General features: G+C 67.7%; 7 protein-coding genes. 5 read left to right on the plus strand and 2 right to left on the minus strand.

The genetic code is table 11. The annotated features are described in order from the left end of the window. The first annotated feature begins 98 nt into the window (after positions 1 to 98). From VG296_RS20250 to VG296_RS20260, 3 genes are all read left to right on the plus strand, one after another. Positions 99 to 1,814 (plus strand): acyl-CoA dehydrogenase family protein, encoded by a 1,716-nt coding sequence (locus VG296_RS20250; protein ID WP_325567882.1) that lies wholly within the window; start codon positions 99 to 101, stop codon positions 1,812 to 1,814. Positions 1,815 to 1,966: 152 nt separating this feature from the next. Next, positions 1,967 to 2,719, plus strand: a complete 753-nt coding sequence (locus tag VG296_RS20255; RefSeq protein WP_325567927.1) for a sigma factor-like helix-turn-helix DNA-binding protein — start codon at positions 1,967 to 1,969, stop codon at positions 2,717 to 2,719. A gap of 194 nt (positions 2,720 to 2,913) precedes the next feature. Beyond that, positions 2,914 to 6,954 carry a glycoside hydrolase family 3 C-terminal domain-containing protein gene (locus VG296_RS20260; protein ID WP_325567884.1) on the plus strand — a complete coding sequence of 1,347 codons (4,041 nt, stop codon included), beginning with the start codon at positions 2,914 to 2,916 and terminating at the stop codon, positions 6,952 to 6,954. Between the two features lie 58 nt (positions 6,955 to 7,012). Here VG296_RS20260 and VG296_RS20265 read toward each other — a convergent pair whose 3' ends face one another. Further along, positions 7,013 to 8,566 (minus strand): hydrolase, encoded by a 1,554-nt coding sequence (locus tag VG296_RS20265; protein ID WP_325567886.1) that lies wholly within the window; start codon positions 8,564 to 8,566, stop codon positions 7,013 to 7,015. 393 nt (positions 8,567 to 8,959) lie between these two features. Between VG296_RS20265 and VG296_RS20270 the strand changes: the two genes are divergently transcribed. Then, complete coding sequence (locus tag VG296_RS20270) at positions 8,960 to 11,854, plus strand: choice-of-anchor D domain-containing protein (RefSeq protein ID WP_325567888.1); 2,895 nt, start codon at positions 8,960 to 8,962, stop codon at positions 11,852 to 11,854. A 22-nt stretch (positions 11,855 to 11,876) separates the two neighbouring features. Beyond that, positions 11,877 to 14,876, plus strand: a complete 3,000-nt coding sequence (locus VG296_RS20275) for a choice-of-anchor D domain-containing protein (protein WP_325567890.1) — start codon at positions 11,877 to 11,879, stop codon at positions 14,874 to 14,876. 70 nt (positions 14,877 to 14,946) lie between these two features. Here the strand turns inward: VG296_RS20275 and VG296_RS20280 are convergent, their stop codons facing one another. Beyond that, the gene (locus tag VG296_RS20280; RefSeq protein WP_325567892.1) at positions 14,947 to 17,250 is read right to left on the minus strand and encodes a glycosyltransferase family 39 protein; all 2,304 of its coding nucleotides are present in this window, start codon (positions 17,248 to 17,250) and stop codon (positions 14,947 to 14,949) included. Positions 17,251 to 17,372 lie beyond the last annotated feature (122 nt).

Genomic DNA, 17,372 nt, shown 5'->3' on the forward strand with positions numbered 1-17,372 from the left:
CCGACGACCGAATGCACTCACGCAGGCGTACTCGGCATTTGGCTTCGGTCGGCGGCGGCTCTTCCGCCATCAAGTTACCCGCTGGTAGCATTCGGGGCATGACCACGCTCTTCAATCCCCGCGCCTTCGACCCGTCGGTGTTCGACGAGGAGACCGGGCGGCTGCTCACGGCCGTCGTCGACTGGTTCGAGAGCCGGGGCAAGCAGCGCCTGCTCGCCGAGGACCTGGACCGCGTCTGGTACGACGACTTCCTGAAGTTCGTCGCCGAGGAGAAGCTGTTCGCGACCTTCAACACCCCGGCGGCCGAAGCCGGCGGCGCCGCGGACAAGCGCTGGGACACCGCGCGCAACGCCGCGCTGAGCGAGATCCTCGGGTTCTACGGTCTGCCGTACTGGTATGCCTGGCAGGTCACCGTCCTCGGCCTCGGGCCGATCTGGATGAGCGGCAACGCCGAGGCGAAGCAGCGTGCTGTGGCGCTGCTGGACGAGGGCCATGTCTTCGCCTTCGGCTTGTCCGAGCGGGAACACGGCGCGGACGTCTACTCCACCGACATGATCCTCACCCCCGACGGCCAGGGCGGTTTTCTCGCCACCGGTGGCAAGTACTACATCGGCAACGGCAACGTGGCCGGGATGGTCTCGGTGTTCGGGCGCCGCGCGGACGTCGAAGGCCCCGACGGCTACGTGTTCTTCGCCGTCGACAGCCGGCACGAGAAGTTCGAACTCGTGCGGAATGTCGTCGCCTCGCAGATGTTCGTCAGCGAGTTCAATCTGCACGAGTATCCGGTGGCCGAGGCCGACATCCTGCACGCGGGGCCCGAGGCTTTCAGCGCCGCTCTGAACACGGTGAATGTCGGCAAGTTCAACCTGTGCACCGCCTCGGTCGGAATCAGCGAGCATTCCTTCTACGAGGCGATCACCCACGCGCACAACCGGATCCTCTACGGCCACCCCGTCACCGACTTCCCGCACGTCCGCCAGGGCTTCGTCGACGCCTACGCCCGGCTGATCGCGATGAAGCTGTTCAGCGCCCGAGCCGTGGACTACTTCCGCACGGCGAACGACGAGGACCGCCGATACCTGCTGTTCAATCCGATCACCAAGATGAAGGTGACGTCGGAGGGTGAGCGCGTTGTCGACCTGCTCTGGGATGTGATCGCCGCCAAGGGCTTTGAGAAGGACACGTACTTCAACGAAGCGACGCACTACATCAGGGCACTGCCGAAGCTGGAGGGCACGGTCCACGTCAATCTCGCGCTCGTGCTGAAGTTCATGCCGAATTACCTTTTCACGCCCCAGGAGTACGCCGAGGTCCCGACCCGCCTCGACGCCGGCGACGACGACTTCCTGTTCCGGCAGGGCCCGGCGCGCGGCCTCGGCAAGGTCCGCTTCCACGACTGGCGCACGGCGTATCGGAACGCCGCCGACGTGCCGAACGTCGCCCGCTTCACCGAGCAGGCCGAGGCGCTCGTGCACTTCCTGACCACCTGCCCGCCGAGCGACGAGCAGCAGAAGGACCTGGACTTCCTGCTCAACCTCGGCCACCTGTTCACCCTGGTCGTCTACGGCCAGCTGATCCTGGAGCAGGCCGCGCTGGTCGGCCTGGAGCGAGAGCTGGTGGACCAGATCTTCGACTTCCTGGTGCGCGACTTCTCCGAGTACGCGATCGCCCTGCACGGCAAGGCCTCCTCGACCGACGCGCAGCAGGCGTGGGCGCTCGGCGCGGTCCGCAAGCCGGTCGTCGACGAGGCGCGCTTCGGGCGGATCTGGGAGACGGTCGCCGGGCTCTCGGGCGCCTACGAGATGCGGGCGTAGCCCCGAGCGCACACCCCCCAGACGCGCGCGCGTCTCTAAAGTGGCGCACGTCACGGTGATCGCTTGTCACCGGACGCGGCTCCCGTGCGTATATCTACGACCGGATCTGCCGGTACGGGATCGCCAGGGGAGCCACAGGAGATGCGCGCGTGATGGGGGAAGAGGAGTTCGATGCCTTCTTTTCGGTGTCGTACTCCCGCTTGGTCGGCCAGCTATACGCGCTGACCGGCGATTGGGCAGAGGCCCAGGACGTTGTTCTGGAGGCGTACATCCGGGCTTGGGACCAGCGGTCGCACTTCGACCTGCAGACGGCACCCGACTCGTGGATCCGTACCGTGGCGTGGCGTCTTACGGTCTTCCGGGTGCGGTCGCGCCGCGGCATCCACGTGGAGCGCGACGTCGTGCCGCCCGGCGTGGAGCAGCTCGCGTTCGTGCAGGCGTTGCGTTCGCTCGGCGAGGACGAGCGCCGGGCCGCGGTCCTGCGCCACCTGTGCGGCCTGAGTATCGAGGACATAGCGGTCGAAACCGGTGTGACAGCCAACGCGGCCATGGCGAGCCTGGCCCGCGGCCGTGCCGCGTTACGCGCGGTGAATGACGGCGATGGATTCCCGCGCACGTATGCGGGCCCCGTCGACCAGGTGTACGACTTCGCCAACCAGCATGCGCACCCTCGGCTGACCGCGCAGCAGGTGCGTGAGCAAGGCAATCGGCGAGGCAGAACCCGCCGGAGCGCGGCGGCGAGCGGCGTCGGGGTGATCGCCGTGGCCGGCGCGATCACCGTGGCGCTGCTGGCTGGAAGCCCCACCTCCCCGACCATCGCTCCGTCGGCTGCTCATCCAACGGTGACGCATCACAGCATCTTCGCGGCGAAGAGCCCTCGCGCCACGCCGTCCACTCGACTGTGACAGTGCGCCGTGTGGGACCGAATTAATTTACAGTCGCGGTCGATCTGAACGCTATCGAAGCAAAGCGAAGTGTCATATCGCCTAGTCGGAGGCCAGACCCGCAAAGATTGTCGGGCGATCTTGCGTTGATAACACTATCGGTTGTAGATACACCTTCTGGAAGCGACCCACAGACAGCCTCCGAGGAGTCAGCTATGAAGGTGCTCAGGTCCCCGCGGCCGCGACTGCTCGCCGCCGTGTGCGCGGCGAGCCTCGTCGCGGCCATCCCGGCCGGCGCACAGGCGGGTCCGGCGGCCGCCGCGCAAACGGCCTCGGCGTCGGGAGCATCGGCGGCCACCGCGGGGCTGCCGGTCTACCTGAACACGCACTATTCGTTCGCCGAGCGGGCCGCGGACCTGGTATCGCGGATGACGCTCTCCGAGAAGGTCGCGCAGCTGCAGACGAACAGTGCCCCGGCGATCCCTCGGTTGGGGGTGCAGCAGTACACGTATTGGAGCGAAGGCCAGCACGGTGTCAATACGCTGGGTGCGGACACCAATCGCGGCAGCGTTGCCGGTGGCGTGCACGCGACGAGCTTCCCGGTGAACTTCGCCTCGTCGATGACCTGGGATCCGCAGCTGACCTACCAGGAGACGTCGGCGATCTCCGATGAGGTTCGCGGCTTCCTCGACAAATCGCTGTGGGGCACCGGGCAGAACAACCTGGGCCCGGCGGCGGCGGATTACGGGTCGCTGACCTTCTGGGCGCCGAACGTCAATATGGACCGGGATCCGCTGTGGGGTCGGACGAACGAGTCGTTCGGCGAGGACCCGTTCCTCACGTCCACCATGGCGGACGCGTTCGTCGACGGCTACCAGGGCGAGACGATCACCGGCCAGTCTCAGACCCCGTACCTGAAGGTCGCCGCCACCGCCAAGCACTACGCGCTGAACAACGTGGAGGACTCCCGGCACACCGGGAGCTCCAACACCACCGACGCGAACATCCGGGACTACTACACCAAGCAGTTCGCCAGCCTGGTGGAGAACGCGCACGTCTCCGGCATCATGACGTCTTACAACGCGGTCAACGGGACGCCGTCCCCGGCGAATACGTACACGGTTGACGAGTTGCTGCAGGCGACCTACGGATTCGCCGGGTACACAACCTCCGACTGCGGGGCGATCGGCGACATCTACAGCTCGTCGTCGCACGACTGGGCGCCGCCGGGCTGGACGACCAACGGCACGATGTGGACGAATACGAGCACCGGCAAGCAGATCTCCGCTGCGGCGGGCGGGCAGGCCTACGCGATCCGCGCGGGAACCCAGCTCAACTGCGCCGGCGGCGAGCTGACGTCGCAGAACATCAACGCGGCCATCGACCTCGGGATACTGTCGTCCGGGGTGATCGACTCGGCCCTGACCCGATTGTTCACCACGCGGATGGAGACCGGCGAATTCGACCCGGCCAGCAAGGTCGCGTACACCTCCATCACCAAGTCGCAGATCGAGAGCCCGGCTCACCAAACACTGGCGGAGCAGATCGCTGCGAACGACATCGTGCTGCTGCAGAACAACAATGTGTCGGGCACGTCGTCGAAGCTGCTGCCGGTGAACCCGGCCGGGCTGTCCAGCGTGGTCGTCGTCGGGAACCTGGCGAACACGGTGACGCTCGGCGGATACTCCGGCGATCCGACGTTGCAGGTCAACGCCGTACAGGGCATCACCTCGGCGGTCAAGGCGGCCAACCCGGCGGCGACCGTCACGTTCGACGCCTGCGGCACCTCGACCACGGCCACCACGGCGGCCTCGTGCTCGGCCGCGACGCAGGCCGCGATCAAGACCGCCAGCCTGGTGATCGTGGTCGCCGGATCTGATCTGAGCGTGGCCGACGAGGGCAACGACCGCAGCACGCTGGCCCTGCCGGGGAACTACGACTCCCTGATCAGTCAGGTCTCGGCGCTCGGCAACCCGCGGACCGCGCTGGTGATGCAGGCCGACGGTCCGTACGACATCCAGCAGGCGCAGCAGGACTTCCCGGCGATCGTGTTCAGCGGGTACAACGGGGAAAGCCAGGGCACCGCGCTCGCGCAGGTGCTCTTCGGTCAGCAGAACCCGGCCGGGCACCTGAACTTCACCTGGTACGCCAATGATTCGCAGCTCGCGGCGATGAACAACTACGGGCTGACTCCGTCCCAGACCGGCGGGCTCGGCCGGACCTACATGTACTTCACCGGCACGCCCACCTACCCGTTCGGCTACGGCCTGTCCTACTCCACGTACAAGTACTCCAACATCAACGTCGGCCCGGCCACCGCGTCCGCGGACGGGACGGTGCGGGTCGGCTTCGACGTCACCAATACCGGCGCCGCGGCCGGAACCACCGTCGCGCAGCTGTACGTCGCGCCGCCGGGAGCCGCGAGCAGTGACGTCGAGAACGAGCAGCTCGCCGGGTTCCAGAAGACGAAGGTGCTGCAGCCCGGCCAGACCCAGCACATCACGTTGTCGGTGAAGGTATCCAGCCTCAGCACATGGGACGAGACGAGCCTGAAGCAGGTCGTCGCCGACGGCGCGTATCAGTTCCGTGTCGCCACCGACGCGGCAGGCACGGTCGGCTCCGGCACTGTGACCGTGCACGGCGCGATCACGCCCCAGGTGCAGTCGGTCGCCGTCCAGCCCGACCAGGTGGCCTTCCAGCCCGGCCAGACGTTGGACCTGACCGGCACCAACCCGTGGATCGCCCCGGACACGAACTCGTCGCTGGAGCAGAACCACGCCAGCGCCAGCAACATCGTCGAGGCGGTCGACAACGACCAGTCCTTCGCCGACCTGTCGCACGCCCACGTCACGTACTCCAGCAGCGACCCGCGCGTCGCAACGGTCAGCGACGCCGGCGTGGTCACCATGCGCGCGCCCGGCGCGGCGACGATCCTGGTGCGGGTGAACGGCGTGACCGGCAGCACCCCGATCGTGGTGCAGGACCCGTTCACTCTGCAGGCGCCGGCCATCGTGAAACCGGCCACGACGATGACCGCGACCGAGACCTTCACCAACACCGGCACCCAGGCCGTACGCGGCCTCCAGTTCGGCCTGACCGCGCCGAGCGGCTGGACGGTCGCCGCGTCTACTCCGGTATCGCTGCCGAGCGTCGGCCCCGGTCAGCAGGTGACGGCCAGTTGGAACGTCACGATTCCGGGCACCGCGAGTCCCGGCACCCAGACTGAACTGGACGCGACGACGGCGTTCACCGGCGCGGCCGGACCGTACACCGAGGGCGCGGTCAACGCGGAAACGGTGACCTCCGGCGCCACCCCGGAGAAGGCCACTCCGGTGATCACCGGGACCAGCCCGGCCGCCGGGTCGCTGCAGGTCGTGCTCGACAACCCGTCAGACACTCCGACGACGGTGACCGGGATCGACTGGAAGCTCGGCAGCAACTCGGGCACCCAGCCGGTCAGCGCGACCATCGCCGCCGGATCGACCGCGACCGTGACCGTGCCGGTGACCGGAATCAGCTTCGCCACCATCTATCCATTGACGGTGACGAGCGTCATCTCCGGCGGCCTGTCCTCGGAGGCCCTGTCCGGGCACGTCACCTTCCTACCCGTGGTCTACAAGAGCCTGGGCAGTTCGTGGACGGTCGCGGACGTTCAGGACGGCCCCTACGTCGACCTGGCCACCACCGCGGACGGGACTTGGGGATCGCTGGTCGGCTCGCTGCCCTACGGCGGCTCGTCCTACCTGTCCGGCAAGATGTGGTTCAACTGGGATGCCACGAACCTCTACATCACCGCGGACATCACCGAGGCCGCCTTCTCACAGCTCTACACCGGGGGAAACATCTGGCAAGGTGACAGCCTGCAGGTAGCGGCCACCTCCGATGTGCCGGGATCGTCGGCCACGACGAGCACCGCTTCGGTCAACGGGCACTACGAGTACGGCGCCGCGCTCACGCCCTCCGGCTCACAGCTCTACCGGTGGACCAGCCCGTCCCAGGGCTCCGGACAGGTCACTGACGCGACCGTCAACGTCACCAGGGACGATACGAACCACACCACGCTGTACCAGGTGGCGCTGCCCTGGAGTGATCTCACCTCGGTGAGCGCCACGCCGAACACCGTGTTCTCGATCTCCACGATGCTCAACAACGTGGACACCGGAGTCCGTAACGGCTACCTGGAGTGGGGCGGCGGAATCGGCGACAACAAGAACGTGGCCGAGTTCAACATGGCCCAACTGATGCCCGCGAGCTGATCGCAACGAACGACGTGCCGCCGCGGCGGCGGGATCTCCGCCGCCGCGCCGGACCGGATCAGGACACGTTCACCGACGTGTCATCGAGGACGAAGGAGGTCTGCAGCTTCGAGCCCTCCGTCGCGGTGAACTCCAGCGTCACGGTCTGTCCCGCGTACGCCGCGAGGTTGTAGCTGTGCCGGACGTAGCCGCTGGCCGCGTTGAGGTTCGAGAACGTACCCAGAGTGCTGAGAACGCTGCCCGAACTGTCGAGCACCTCGACGGACATCTTGTCCCAGGCGGTCGTCGTGCTCGTCTCGGCGGTGTTGATGTGCAGCCAGAAGTCGAGCGCCGCGGTGGAGCAGCCGGTCGGCACGCTCACCGGCTGGGAGAGGGTGTCGGTGTGCGCGGTCCCGCGGCCGTCGAGCCAGGCATCGTATGATCCCGAGCGCGCCGGCTCGGAGGCGGAGCTGTTGATCCGCACTTCGGACGAGGCCGTCCACGGCGAGGCGGAGCCGGTCTCGAAGCCGGAGTTGCCCAGCAATTGGGCCGCCGTGCAGGACGAGCCGCCGGTGCCTGTCGGGGTCGGGGTGGGTGTCGGGGACGCCGTGGAGGTCGGGGTCGGGCTCGGCGTGCCGGTCGGCGTCGTGGTCGGCGTGGGCGAGGTGGTGGACGTGCCTCCGCCGGCCAGCCACGCGGTGGCGTTCAGGCCGAGCTGCGCGTCGGTGGCGTTGGGGTCGTTCCAGCCGTCGTACAGGGTGTTGCCGCTCTCCCCGGTGCCGTCGTCGATGTCCGAGCTGTCGCCCCAGATCGCCACCCGGCCGCTGCCGAAGGTGCTGGTGGCGAAGAAGGCGCCGGTGCTTCCGCCGGGCGTGGCGTTGGCGACGTAGACCAGCCCCTTGGCATTGGGGTTGTCGGCGGTGTGCAGCGTCATGGTGGTGCCGTTGTAGATGGCGCCGCCGGTCACGGTGCCGAACGGGCCGTTGATCACCGCGTTGGACGAGTCGCTGATCGCCTTCGGGAACCCGCTGACGATGTTGAGCAGGTCCACCGAGAGGCCGAACGGGTCGTTGCCGTCCACCGAGTTGTTCTTCATCAAGTCATTGGCGATGGCGGGCGAGTCGTAGCCGTCGTTGTTCCGGTCGCTGCCGGTGTGGTCGACGACCAGGAACAGTCCGCCGCCGTTCTGCACGAACTTCATGACCGCGGTCTTCTCCGCGGCGGTGAGCAGCGTGTTCGGCTCGGGCAGCACGAGCTCGTCGAAGTTCGACAGGTCCTGCGGGTTCGACGTGTCCCCGTAGGTGATCGCCTTGGTGTTGGTCTCGAGGGAGTAGCCGCCGGTCTTCTGCAGCGCCACGCCCCAGGAGGAGATGGCTCCGGTCCAGTCGGTCTCGGCCTGCGGATCGGGGTTCTGCACGGTCGGGTCGGGCATCGCGGTGCTGATGATCCAGTCGGCGTTGCCGGCCGTCTCGGCGTGCGCGTCGTCGAACAGCACCCGGTGCTTGGCGGTGGCCGCGTGCGCGTGCGGGGCGTTCGTGACGGCGAACAGGCCGAGCGCCGCGGCGACGGTCGCGGCGGTGACCGCGGCGGCCACGCCGGTGGCACGTGAGCGAGTAAGGGAAAATATAGTCATGTCTTGACCTAACGTGGGTATGTCAGGGACATGGCCAAGTGTGCATCCCGTACGGATATATGGCAATAGTCTGCCTTGTTGCGTTTTGCGTAATTTTCGAGGAACGGCCGTCGCCAGGGCGAACTTTCCAGGATCGCTGAACGGTCGTCAGGGGTCAAGGGGTCGGGGGCTGATTCGCAAATGTACTTGCGGTCAATGGAAATAGTTGACGTTGTTGGCAAAAACCGACAGTTAGGTGTCCGTATATTGCGGACATGTGTCGACGCTGTTACGGTCCCCGGTAAATCGCCGCGCCCTCCGGCGATCGCGTCGCGTCCCCGCGACGCGGCTCTACCCACCTGCCGCATGGCGCGGCGGCTTCCGCCATCGCTTGCGCGGCGAAAGGAGCAGGAGTTGTCACAGATCATCCGAAGGCTGCGACGAGCCGTCGCGTTGACCGGCGGCGTCGCGCTGCTGGCTTCGGGCCTGGCCGCGGCGACGATATCCGTGGCGGACGCCGCGGTCGCCGGCACGACGTCGAGCACCGCCACGACCGCGGCAGCGAGCGCGGGTTCGACCGCCACCGGCGGCAGTGGCGCGAACCTGCCGTACGTCGAGGTCGAGGCGGAGAGCGAGCCGACGAACGGGACGGTCATCGGCCCGAGCTACACGCAGGGTCAGTTGGCTGACGAGGCGTCCGGTCGCAAGGCGGTGACCCTGCAGGGCGCCGGCCAGTACGTCACGTTCACCACACCGATCGCGACGAACTCGATCGACTTCCGGTACAGCATCCCGGACACCTCGACCGGCGCGGTCTACACGGCGCCGCTCTCGCTGTACGTCAACGGCACCAAGCAGACCGACTTCTCGCTGACCAACGCGTACAGCTGGTACTACGGCACCTACCCGTTCACCAACACCCCGGGCACCAAGGCGCACCACTTCTTCGACGAGACGCACCGCCGGTTCACGACGACGTATCCGGCCGGTACGGCCTTCAGACTGCAGGTCGACTCGGAGGACACCGCGTCCTCGTACACGATCGACTTGGCCGACTTCCAGAACGTGGCCGCGCCGCTTGCTCAGCCGGCGGGCTCGGTCTCGGTCACGAGTGAGGGCGCTGACCCGACCGGTGTTACGGATGCGACCAGCGCGTTCAACGCGGCGATCACTGCGGCCGGTTCCGGTGGCACGGTGTGGATCCCGGCAGGCACCTACAACGTTCCGGCCCACATCATCGTCAACAACGTGACCGTCGAGGGCGCGGGAATGTGGTACTCCACAGTCACCGGCACCGCGCCCGGCTTCTACGGCAACGGGACCCCGACGAACACGCTGGCGGCGAGCACGAACGTGCACCTGTCGAATTTTGCGATCTTCGGCGACGTGCAACAGCGTGTCGACAGCGCGCAGGTCAACGGCATCGGCGGCGCGATGAGCAACTCGACCGTCTCGGACATCTGGATCGAGCACGAGAAGGTCGGGGCCTGGATGGACGGGCCGATGACGAATCTGACCTTCAGCGGCATGCGGATCCGTGACACGACGGCTGACGGCATCAACCTGCACGGCAGCGTGACGAGCTCGACGATCACCAACAGCAATATCCGCAACACCGGTGACGACGGCCTCGCGCTCTGGTCGGACTCGGCCATCGGCGCGGATTCGCAGGACACGATCTCCGACAACACCGTTCAGCTGCAGCAGCTCGCGAACGGCATCGCGGCCTACGGCGGCAACGACAACACGATCTCCGGCAACCTCGTCGTGGACACCGGCATCAACGAAGGCGGCGGCATAACCGTCGCGCAGCGGTTCACCTCGACGCCGGTCGGCCTGTACACGGTCGAGAACAACACGCTGATCCGCGACGGGGACCTCGACGACAACTGGCAGTTCGGCGACGGCGCGCTCTGGTTCGACGCCCAGCAGGCCACCATCGCCGGGCCGATCAACGTCAGCAATGCCCTGATCGAGCAAAGCCCGTTTGAGGCGATCCAATGGATCCAGGGCACCGTCAACGGTGTCGATCTCAGCAACGTGAGCATCATCGGCACCGGCACATTCGCCCTACAGGACCAGACCGGCGCTTCGGTGTCCTTCACCAACGTGACCGCCACCGACGTCGCCCAGGCCAATCTGGGCAACTCGCCGAGCTATACGTGCGACAGCGGGAGCTTCAAGATCACCGATGACGGCGGCAACTCCGGGATCCTGCCCGCCACCTGCACCACGACCAAGCCGACCCCGGTCTACCCGCCGTACCCGGGATCCACGGTGCAGGTCAGTCCCGGCTCGCTCAGCTTCGGCTCGGTCGTGACGGGCTCGACCAGCGCCGCGCAGAGCGTGTCGGTCAGCAACCCGACCAGCTCGGCCGCCTCGGTGTCGTCGATCTCCGTCAGCGGTGATTTCGCCGAGACCAACAACTGCGGCTCGTCGATCGCGGCGAACGGCAGCTGCACGGCGAGCGTCACGTTCTCCCCGACGGCCACCGGCAGCCGCTCCGGCACGCTGACCGTCAACGCGGGCGGCGAAACCAACACCGTGACTCTCTCGGGCACCGGCACCGCTTCCGGCCCGGTCCTGAGCACCAACCCGGCCTCGCTCACGTTCCCCAGCACGACTGTCGGGAACAAGGCGGCGACCCAGTCGGTGTCCGTCACGAACACCGGCACCGCCTCGGCGACGATCTCCGGCGTCACGGTGAGCGGTGACTACAGCCAGACGAACACCTGCGGCTCACTCGCGGTGAACGCCTCCTGCACGGTGACGGTCACGTTCACCCCGACCGCCACCGGCAGCCGCACCGGCACGCTGACCGTGACCGGCAACGCCAACAACAGCCCGACCAAAGTCGGCCTGACCGGGACCGGCGCGAGCAACGCCCCGACCAACCTGGCGCTGAAGGCTGCGATCACCGCGAGCACCCACACGCAGAACTACGTGGCCACCAACGCCGACGACGGAAATACGAGCACGTACTGGGAGAGCACTGACGGCGCCTGGCCGTCCACGCTGACCGTCAATCTCGGTGCGACACACGCGCTCAACTCGGTGGTCGTGGATCTGCCGCCGTCCACCGCCTGGCAAACCAGGACCCAGACGTTCTCGATCCTGGGCAGCACCAACAACAGCACCTGGACAACGCTCGCCGCCTCCGCGACGTACACGTTCAACCCGTCGACCGGTAACACGGTCACCGTCAGCCTGCCCTCGGGCACCAGCGAGCAGTACGTCGAGCTCGGTTTCACCGCCAACAGTGTGCAGAACGGCGCCCAGGTCTCCGAACTCGATGTCACGGGCCTCTGACGTGGATGAGAGGAATTCAAAGATGACCCTCAAACGGAAATCTTCACTCGTGGCGCTCGCCGCCGCCGGCGCACTGGCCACCGGCGGACTCCAGGTGGCCGCCGCGTCCCACGCGCACGCGGCCACCGCCTCGCCGGTCACACCGATCTGGTCCACGCAGCTTCAGTGGGACAACAATGGCACCGCGTGGTCGGAGGCGAGCTTCGCGGCGCTCAAGGCGGACGGCCTGAACTCCGCCGAGATCAACATGCCGTGGGGCACGATCGAGCCCTCCGCCGGAACCTTCAGTTTCACCGAACTCGACACCGAGCTCGCCAACGCCTCCGCGGCCGGGATCCAGCTGATCCCGATCTTCTGGCAGTCCGGATGGGGCGGCAGCCCCGCGTCGTGGATCACCGACTTCGAGGTCAGCGACACCGGAGCCACGGGCTCCGCGCCGGCCTGGTGGAACACGACTGAGCAGTCCGAGTACTTCACGTACGTGACGGACACGATCCAGCACATCGCCGGTGAGGCCGGTTACGGCGGCTCGATCCTCAACTACGGCTTCCTCGACGCGCAGTGGGACCTGAACGGCACCCCCGGCGGTTGGGCGAGCGCTGACATCACCGAATTCCAGAACACGTATCTGCCGGCCACCTATGGCACGATCGCGACGTTCAACTCGGACTTCAGCACGACGTACACGTCGTTCAGCCAGGTCCCGGCGGCCGATCCGGGCCAGGCGTTGGCCGGCGTCTACCAGGCCTTCCGCGCCTGGAGCGTGCAGACGACGTACAACCAGCTCACGGCCGACGTGCGCAACATCACCGCGAGCACGCCGCTGTACTACTACTACGGTGGGCACCTCGGGAACGCGCCTTCGTACGCGAACAACCCGGACGTCTTCTTCAAACTGGCCAAGCAGTACAACGTCGCGATCGTCGACGACGCCGCGCAGTCGCCGGGGCTCACCCTCACGTTCGGCAGTCTGGCCCGCGCGTACGGCGTGAAGGTCGCCCAGGAGTGGACCGCGCCAAGCGACAGCACACAGCTCGGCGCGCAGGCGGTTCAGTGGCTCTCGAACTACGCGATGGGTCTTCCGGACGGTGCCGGCGAGGATTTCTTCATCCATGACAGCACGCAGAAGGACACGGTCGGTTTCCCGATCTACCTCAAGTGGGTCTCGACGCTGCAAGGGATGTCGGGCTCGTATCCGCAGCAGCCGGCCGCGGTCTACATGGACCTCTCGCAGGGCTATGGCAACACTTCCGGCGGCAGTGTGGCCGGCGTCGAGGACGCGCTCACCGCGATGTGGGAGAACTACCAGTCCGGCTTCGCGGTCGTGACCAGCCAGGAGGTGAACAACGGCGCGGTCAGCCTGTCGCAGTTCAAGGCGGTCTATCCGCTGAACGGCGTGGATGCGAATCTGACCGCGTATCAGAACGGCGGTGGGACGGTGCTCACCCAGGCAGGGCAGATGGCCTCCTACGCCCCTGCGTACGCGCAACTGGCGAACGCGAGCGTGCTCCAGGTCGTGCCCACCGTCGCCAGCAGCAATACCAGCGCCGCCCTCACGTTGGCGAACATCACGTCCGGAACCGCGTACGACAACCAGATCGCGATCGTCCCCAGCGGGCTGAACCTGAACTCGGGCACCTACCACCTGGTGGACGCGGCGACGGGCAACGCAGTGCCGCAAACAGTGCAGTCCGACGGCACGATCTGCGCGACGGCCGGCATCGCGGCCGCATCGCTGGCGGAGTGGAACGTGGTCGCCGGAGCCGCGCCGTCCGGCACGGCGTCGGCGACCTGTCCGACCAGCACGACCGGCGCCACGACGGTCACCGCGACTCCCGGGTCGACGAGCGGGGGTCTGTCGTTCCTCGGCATCGGCCAGACGAACCAGGGCGCTGACGGAAACCTGACCCAGATCACGCAGAGCGGCACGCCGGCGGTGGAGACCTGGACGACATCGCAGAGCGGGTCCGGGGGCGCCAACGTCTACCTGCAGCTCGATCCGTTCAGCGCGGTGGCCACCGCGTCGACGGTCAATCTGCAGGTGACGTACTGGGCTTCGTCCGGTCAGGGCTTCATGGCGCAGTACGACACGGCGACCAACGCCTACCAGAACGGCCCATCGGTCACGAGTCCCGGCACCGGTACGTGGGCCACGGCCACCGTGCAGCTGACGGGCGCTCATTTCGACGGAGCCCAGAACATGGGCGCCGACCTGCGTCTCGCGGTGACCACGCCGAGCCAGACGCTCATCGTGAGCAAGGTGACGATGTCGACGGTGAGCTCGAGCGGGAGTGCCACGTTGAGCGCGTCCCCGGCCTCTCTGTCGTTCGGCAGTGAGGTTGTCGGGTCCACGACGGCCGCGCAGTCGGTGACGGTGTCCAACACCGGCGGCGCGGCGGCGACCATCTCCTCGGTCTCCGTCTCGGGTCCGTTCGCGCAGACGAACAACTGCGGTACTTCGCTCGCGGCGGGCGCTTCGTGCACCGCGAGTGTGACCTTCACCCCGACCGCGACCGGCTCGGCCTCCGGGACGCTGACCGTGGCGAGCAACGCCACCAACGCGTCGTTGTCGGCTGCCTTGTCGGGGACCGGAACCAGCACCAGCACGACCAATCTCGCGCTGAACGCGCCGATCACCGCGAGCAGCCACACGCAGAACTACGTGCCCGCGAACGCGGACGACGGGAACACTGGCACGTACTGGGAGAGCACCGACGGCGTTTGGCCCTCGACGCTGACTGTCAACCTCGGCGCGACGCACTCGCTCAGTTCGGTGGTCGTGGATCTGCCGCCGCTGAGCGTCTGGCAGACCAGGACCCAGACGTTCTCGATCCTGGGCAGCACCAACAACAGCACCTGGACAACGTTGGTTGCCTCGGCGACGTACACGTTCAACCCGTCGACCGGTAACACGGTCACGATCAAGCTGTCCTCGGGCACCAGTGAGCAGTACGTCGAACTCAGCTTCACCGCCAACAGCGTGCAGAACGGAGCTCAGGTCTCAGAGCTCGGCATCTACTAGTAGTCCCGCACGTCGCACGAGACGGGCCCGTCGTGATGGATTGGCGTCCATCACGACGGGCCCGTTCGTTTCATCCGCAGTGGTAAAGGCTGCCGCTGCTGTTCGGTCCGGCGCCGCCGGCACCCAGTCCACCGCTGCCTTGGCCGGTGCCGGTGCTCGCGACCCCGTAGTCCGTGGACGGGATCGCGGTGCAGTGCGCTTGGGTCCAGGACTGGATCTGGCTGCTGACGGTGACGGTCGTGCCGCCGCCGGCGCTGAAGCCTCCGCCTCCGCCCCCGCCGCCGCCCGCACCGCCCGCACCGCCGCTCAGCACGTAGTGCACCTTGCCCTGCTGCACGAGCGTGGTGAACGCACTCAGCGTGGGTTCCGGCACCTGGCCGGAGAAGCCGCCGATCGGCAGTACGGTCTCGCCGGTGGCCAGGATGTAGTCCTGGGCGCTGTTCCAGCCGATGGTCGCGAGCGGGTACTCGGCGCCGTCCTGACGCGCCTTCACATACGCCCACAGCTTCGACTGATCGCTGGTGAGCGTGGCGGACGCCGTCAGGCCGCCGCCGAGGCTTCTCGAACTGCCGCCCTGCGGACCGGCGCCGGCGTCGAACGCACTGCCGTCGTTGTTCACGTTGAAGGCGGTCGAGGCCCACGCCACGGTGCCGACGCAGGTGGTGGCCAGTGCGGCGGCCGCGGCGATGGCGGCGAACCGGGTGCGCACACGCCCCTGCAGCCGGGCCACGACCAGCACCACCACCGTCGCGCACGCGACGAGCAATCCCAGCCAGCGCAACCACGGGACGAAGCCCGCGTAGCCGGACCACAGGTACCAGGTCCAGCCGGTCTGACCGGCCACCGCCGCCGGCAGCAGCCAGCCCAGGCGCTCGCCCGCACGGTACGCCCGCCACAGCATGACCAGCCCGGCGCCGGACAGGGCGGAGGTCGCGGGCGCGAGCACGGACATGTAGGCGGTGTGCGGAATGCTGCTCATTTCGCTGTAGACCAGGCCGATGACGACCAGCCAGCCGCCCCAGAGGATGAAGCCGCCGCGCAGCACGTCCGTCCGCTCGGCCTTACGCCGCCGCCACAGGCCGAGCACGATGCTGAGCAGGGCCAGCGGGATCATCCAGCCGATCTGTTCCGCGTAGCTGCCCTGGAACAGCTTCAGCCATTTCGAGCTGGTTCCGCCGCCGCCGAAGCCACCGCCTCCGCCTCCGCCGCCTGCACCGCCTCCCGCGAGCTCCCGGCCGGCTCCGCCGCCGAACTGGCCGTAGCCGCCGCTCTGCCCCGCGGCGCCGGGCGCGCCCTGGGAGCCGCCGCCACCGGCGGCACCCGGGAATCCCGAGGCGCCCTGTTCGGAACCGGGACGCTGGAGACCACCGGAACCTCCGCCTCGGCCGCCCGCGCCGCCGCCCCCGCCGCCACCGCTGCCGAGCGCGGACACGACCGCGCCGGGGATGTTGATGCCGAAGCGTTCCAGGCCGTTGTAGCCGAAGACCATCGCGATCGCGCTGTTGTTGGTCGAGCCGTCCACGTACGGCCGGTCCTGGGCCGGGACGACCTCCATCATGACCACCCAGGTCAGTGAGACCGCGACGCACACGGCGCCCGCCGTCAGCGTGTGCCACAGCCTGCGGCGTACGGCGCCCGGCGCGCTCAGCAGGTAGACGAGGGCGAAGGCGGGCAGCACCATCCAGGCCTGCATCATCTTCATCTGGAAGCCGACGCCCACCCAGAATCCCGCCCAGATCAGCGACCGCAGCCGGCCCCGCAGCACCGCCACCTGCAGCCGGTCCGCGGCCAGCACGAGGCAGAAGTTGAGGGCGCCGTCCTCCATGGAGTGGCCGAACATCGAGGCCACCACCGGCGTGAAGGTGAACAGCCCCGCGGCGATCAGTCCGGCGGCGGGACCGGCCCAGCGGCGTACGATCCGGTACAGCACGAGGACCGCGATCACGCCCTCGAGCACCTGGGGCAGCGTCACCGACCACTCGCTGAAGCCGAAGACGCGCGCGAACAGCGCCTGGATCGCGAACGCGCCGGGGATCTTGTCGAGGGTGATCGTGGCGCCGGGATCCATCGCCCCGAACAGCCACGCCTTCCAGCTCACCGACATGCTCTTGACGCTGCTGCTGTAGAAGGGCGCGTACCCGGCGGACGTGATGTTCCAGGAATACAGGGCGGTGGCGAGCGCGGCGATGACGAGCAGGATCGGCCTCGCCCAGGGCGGCTGGTCCTCCGGTGAGCGCCAGAAGCGCCACCGCCGAACGGCCGTGCCCTCCGGAGCCTCAGGTTCCTCCGCGGTGCTCGTGCTGGTGCTGCTTTCGGTGCTGATCGGCTGCGGGCCGGTGGTGGTCGGTCCGGTGGTCTCGGCGCTGGACGTCATTACTTCCTTCAATGGACAAGGAGTCGGGACGGTCGGCGCGGATCACGAGTGTCTCGCGGTGGGTGACGCGGGAACGCACACGGGTCCTCGGGAATTCGGGATTCGTCCGCCTCATTGCGTCC

Origin of the sequence: Actinospica sp. (assembly GCF_035552695.1) — a bacterium.
Classification (GTDB): domain Bacteria; phylum Actinomycetota; class Actinomycetes; order Streptomycetales; family Catenulisporaceae; genus Actinospica.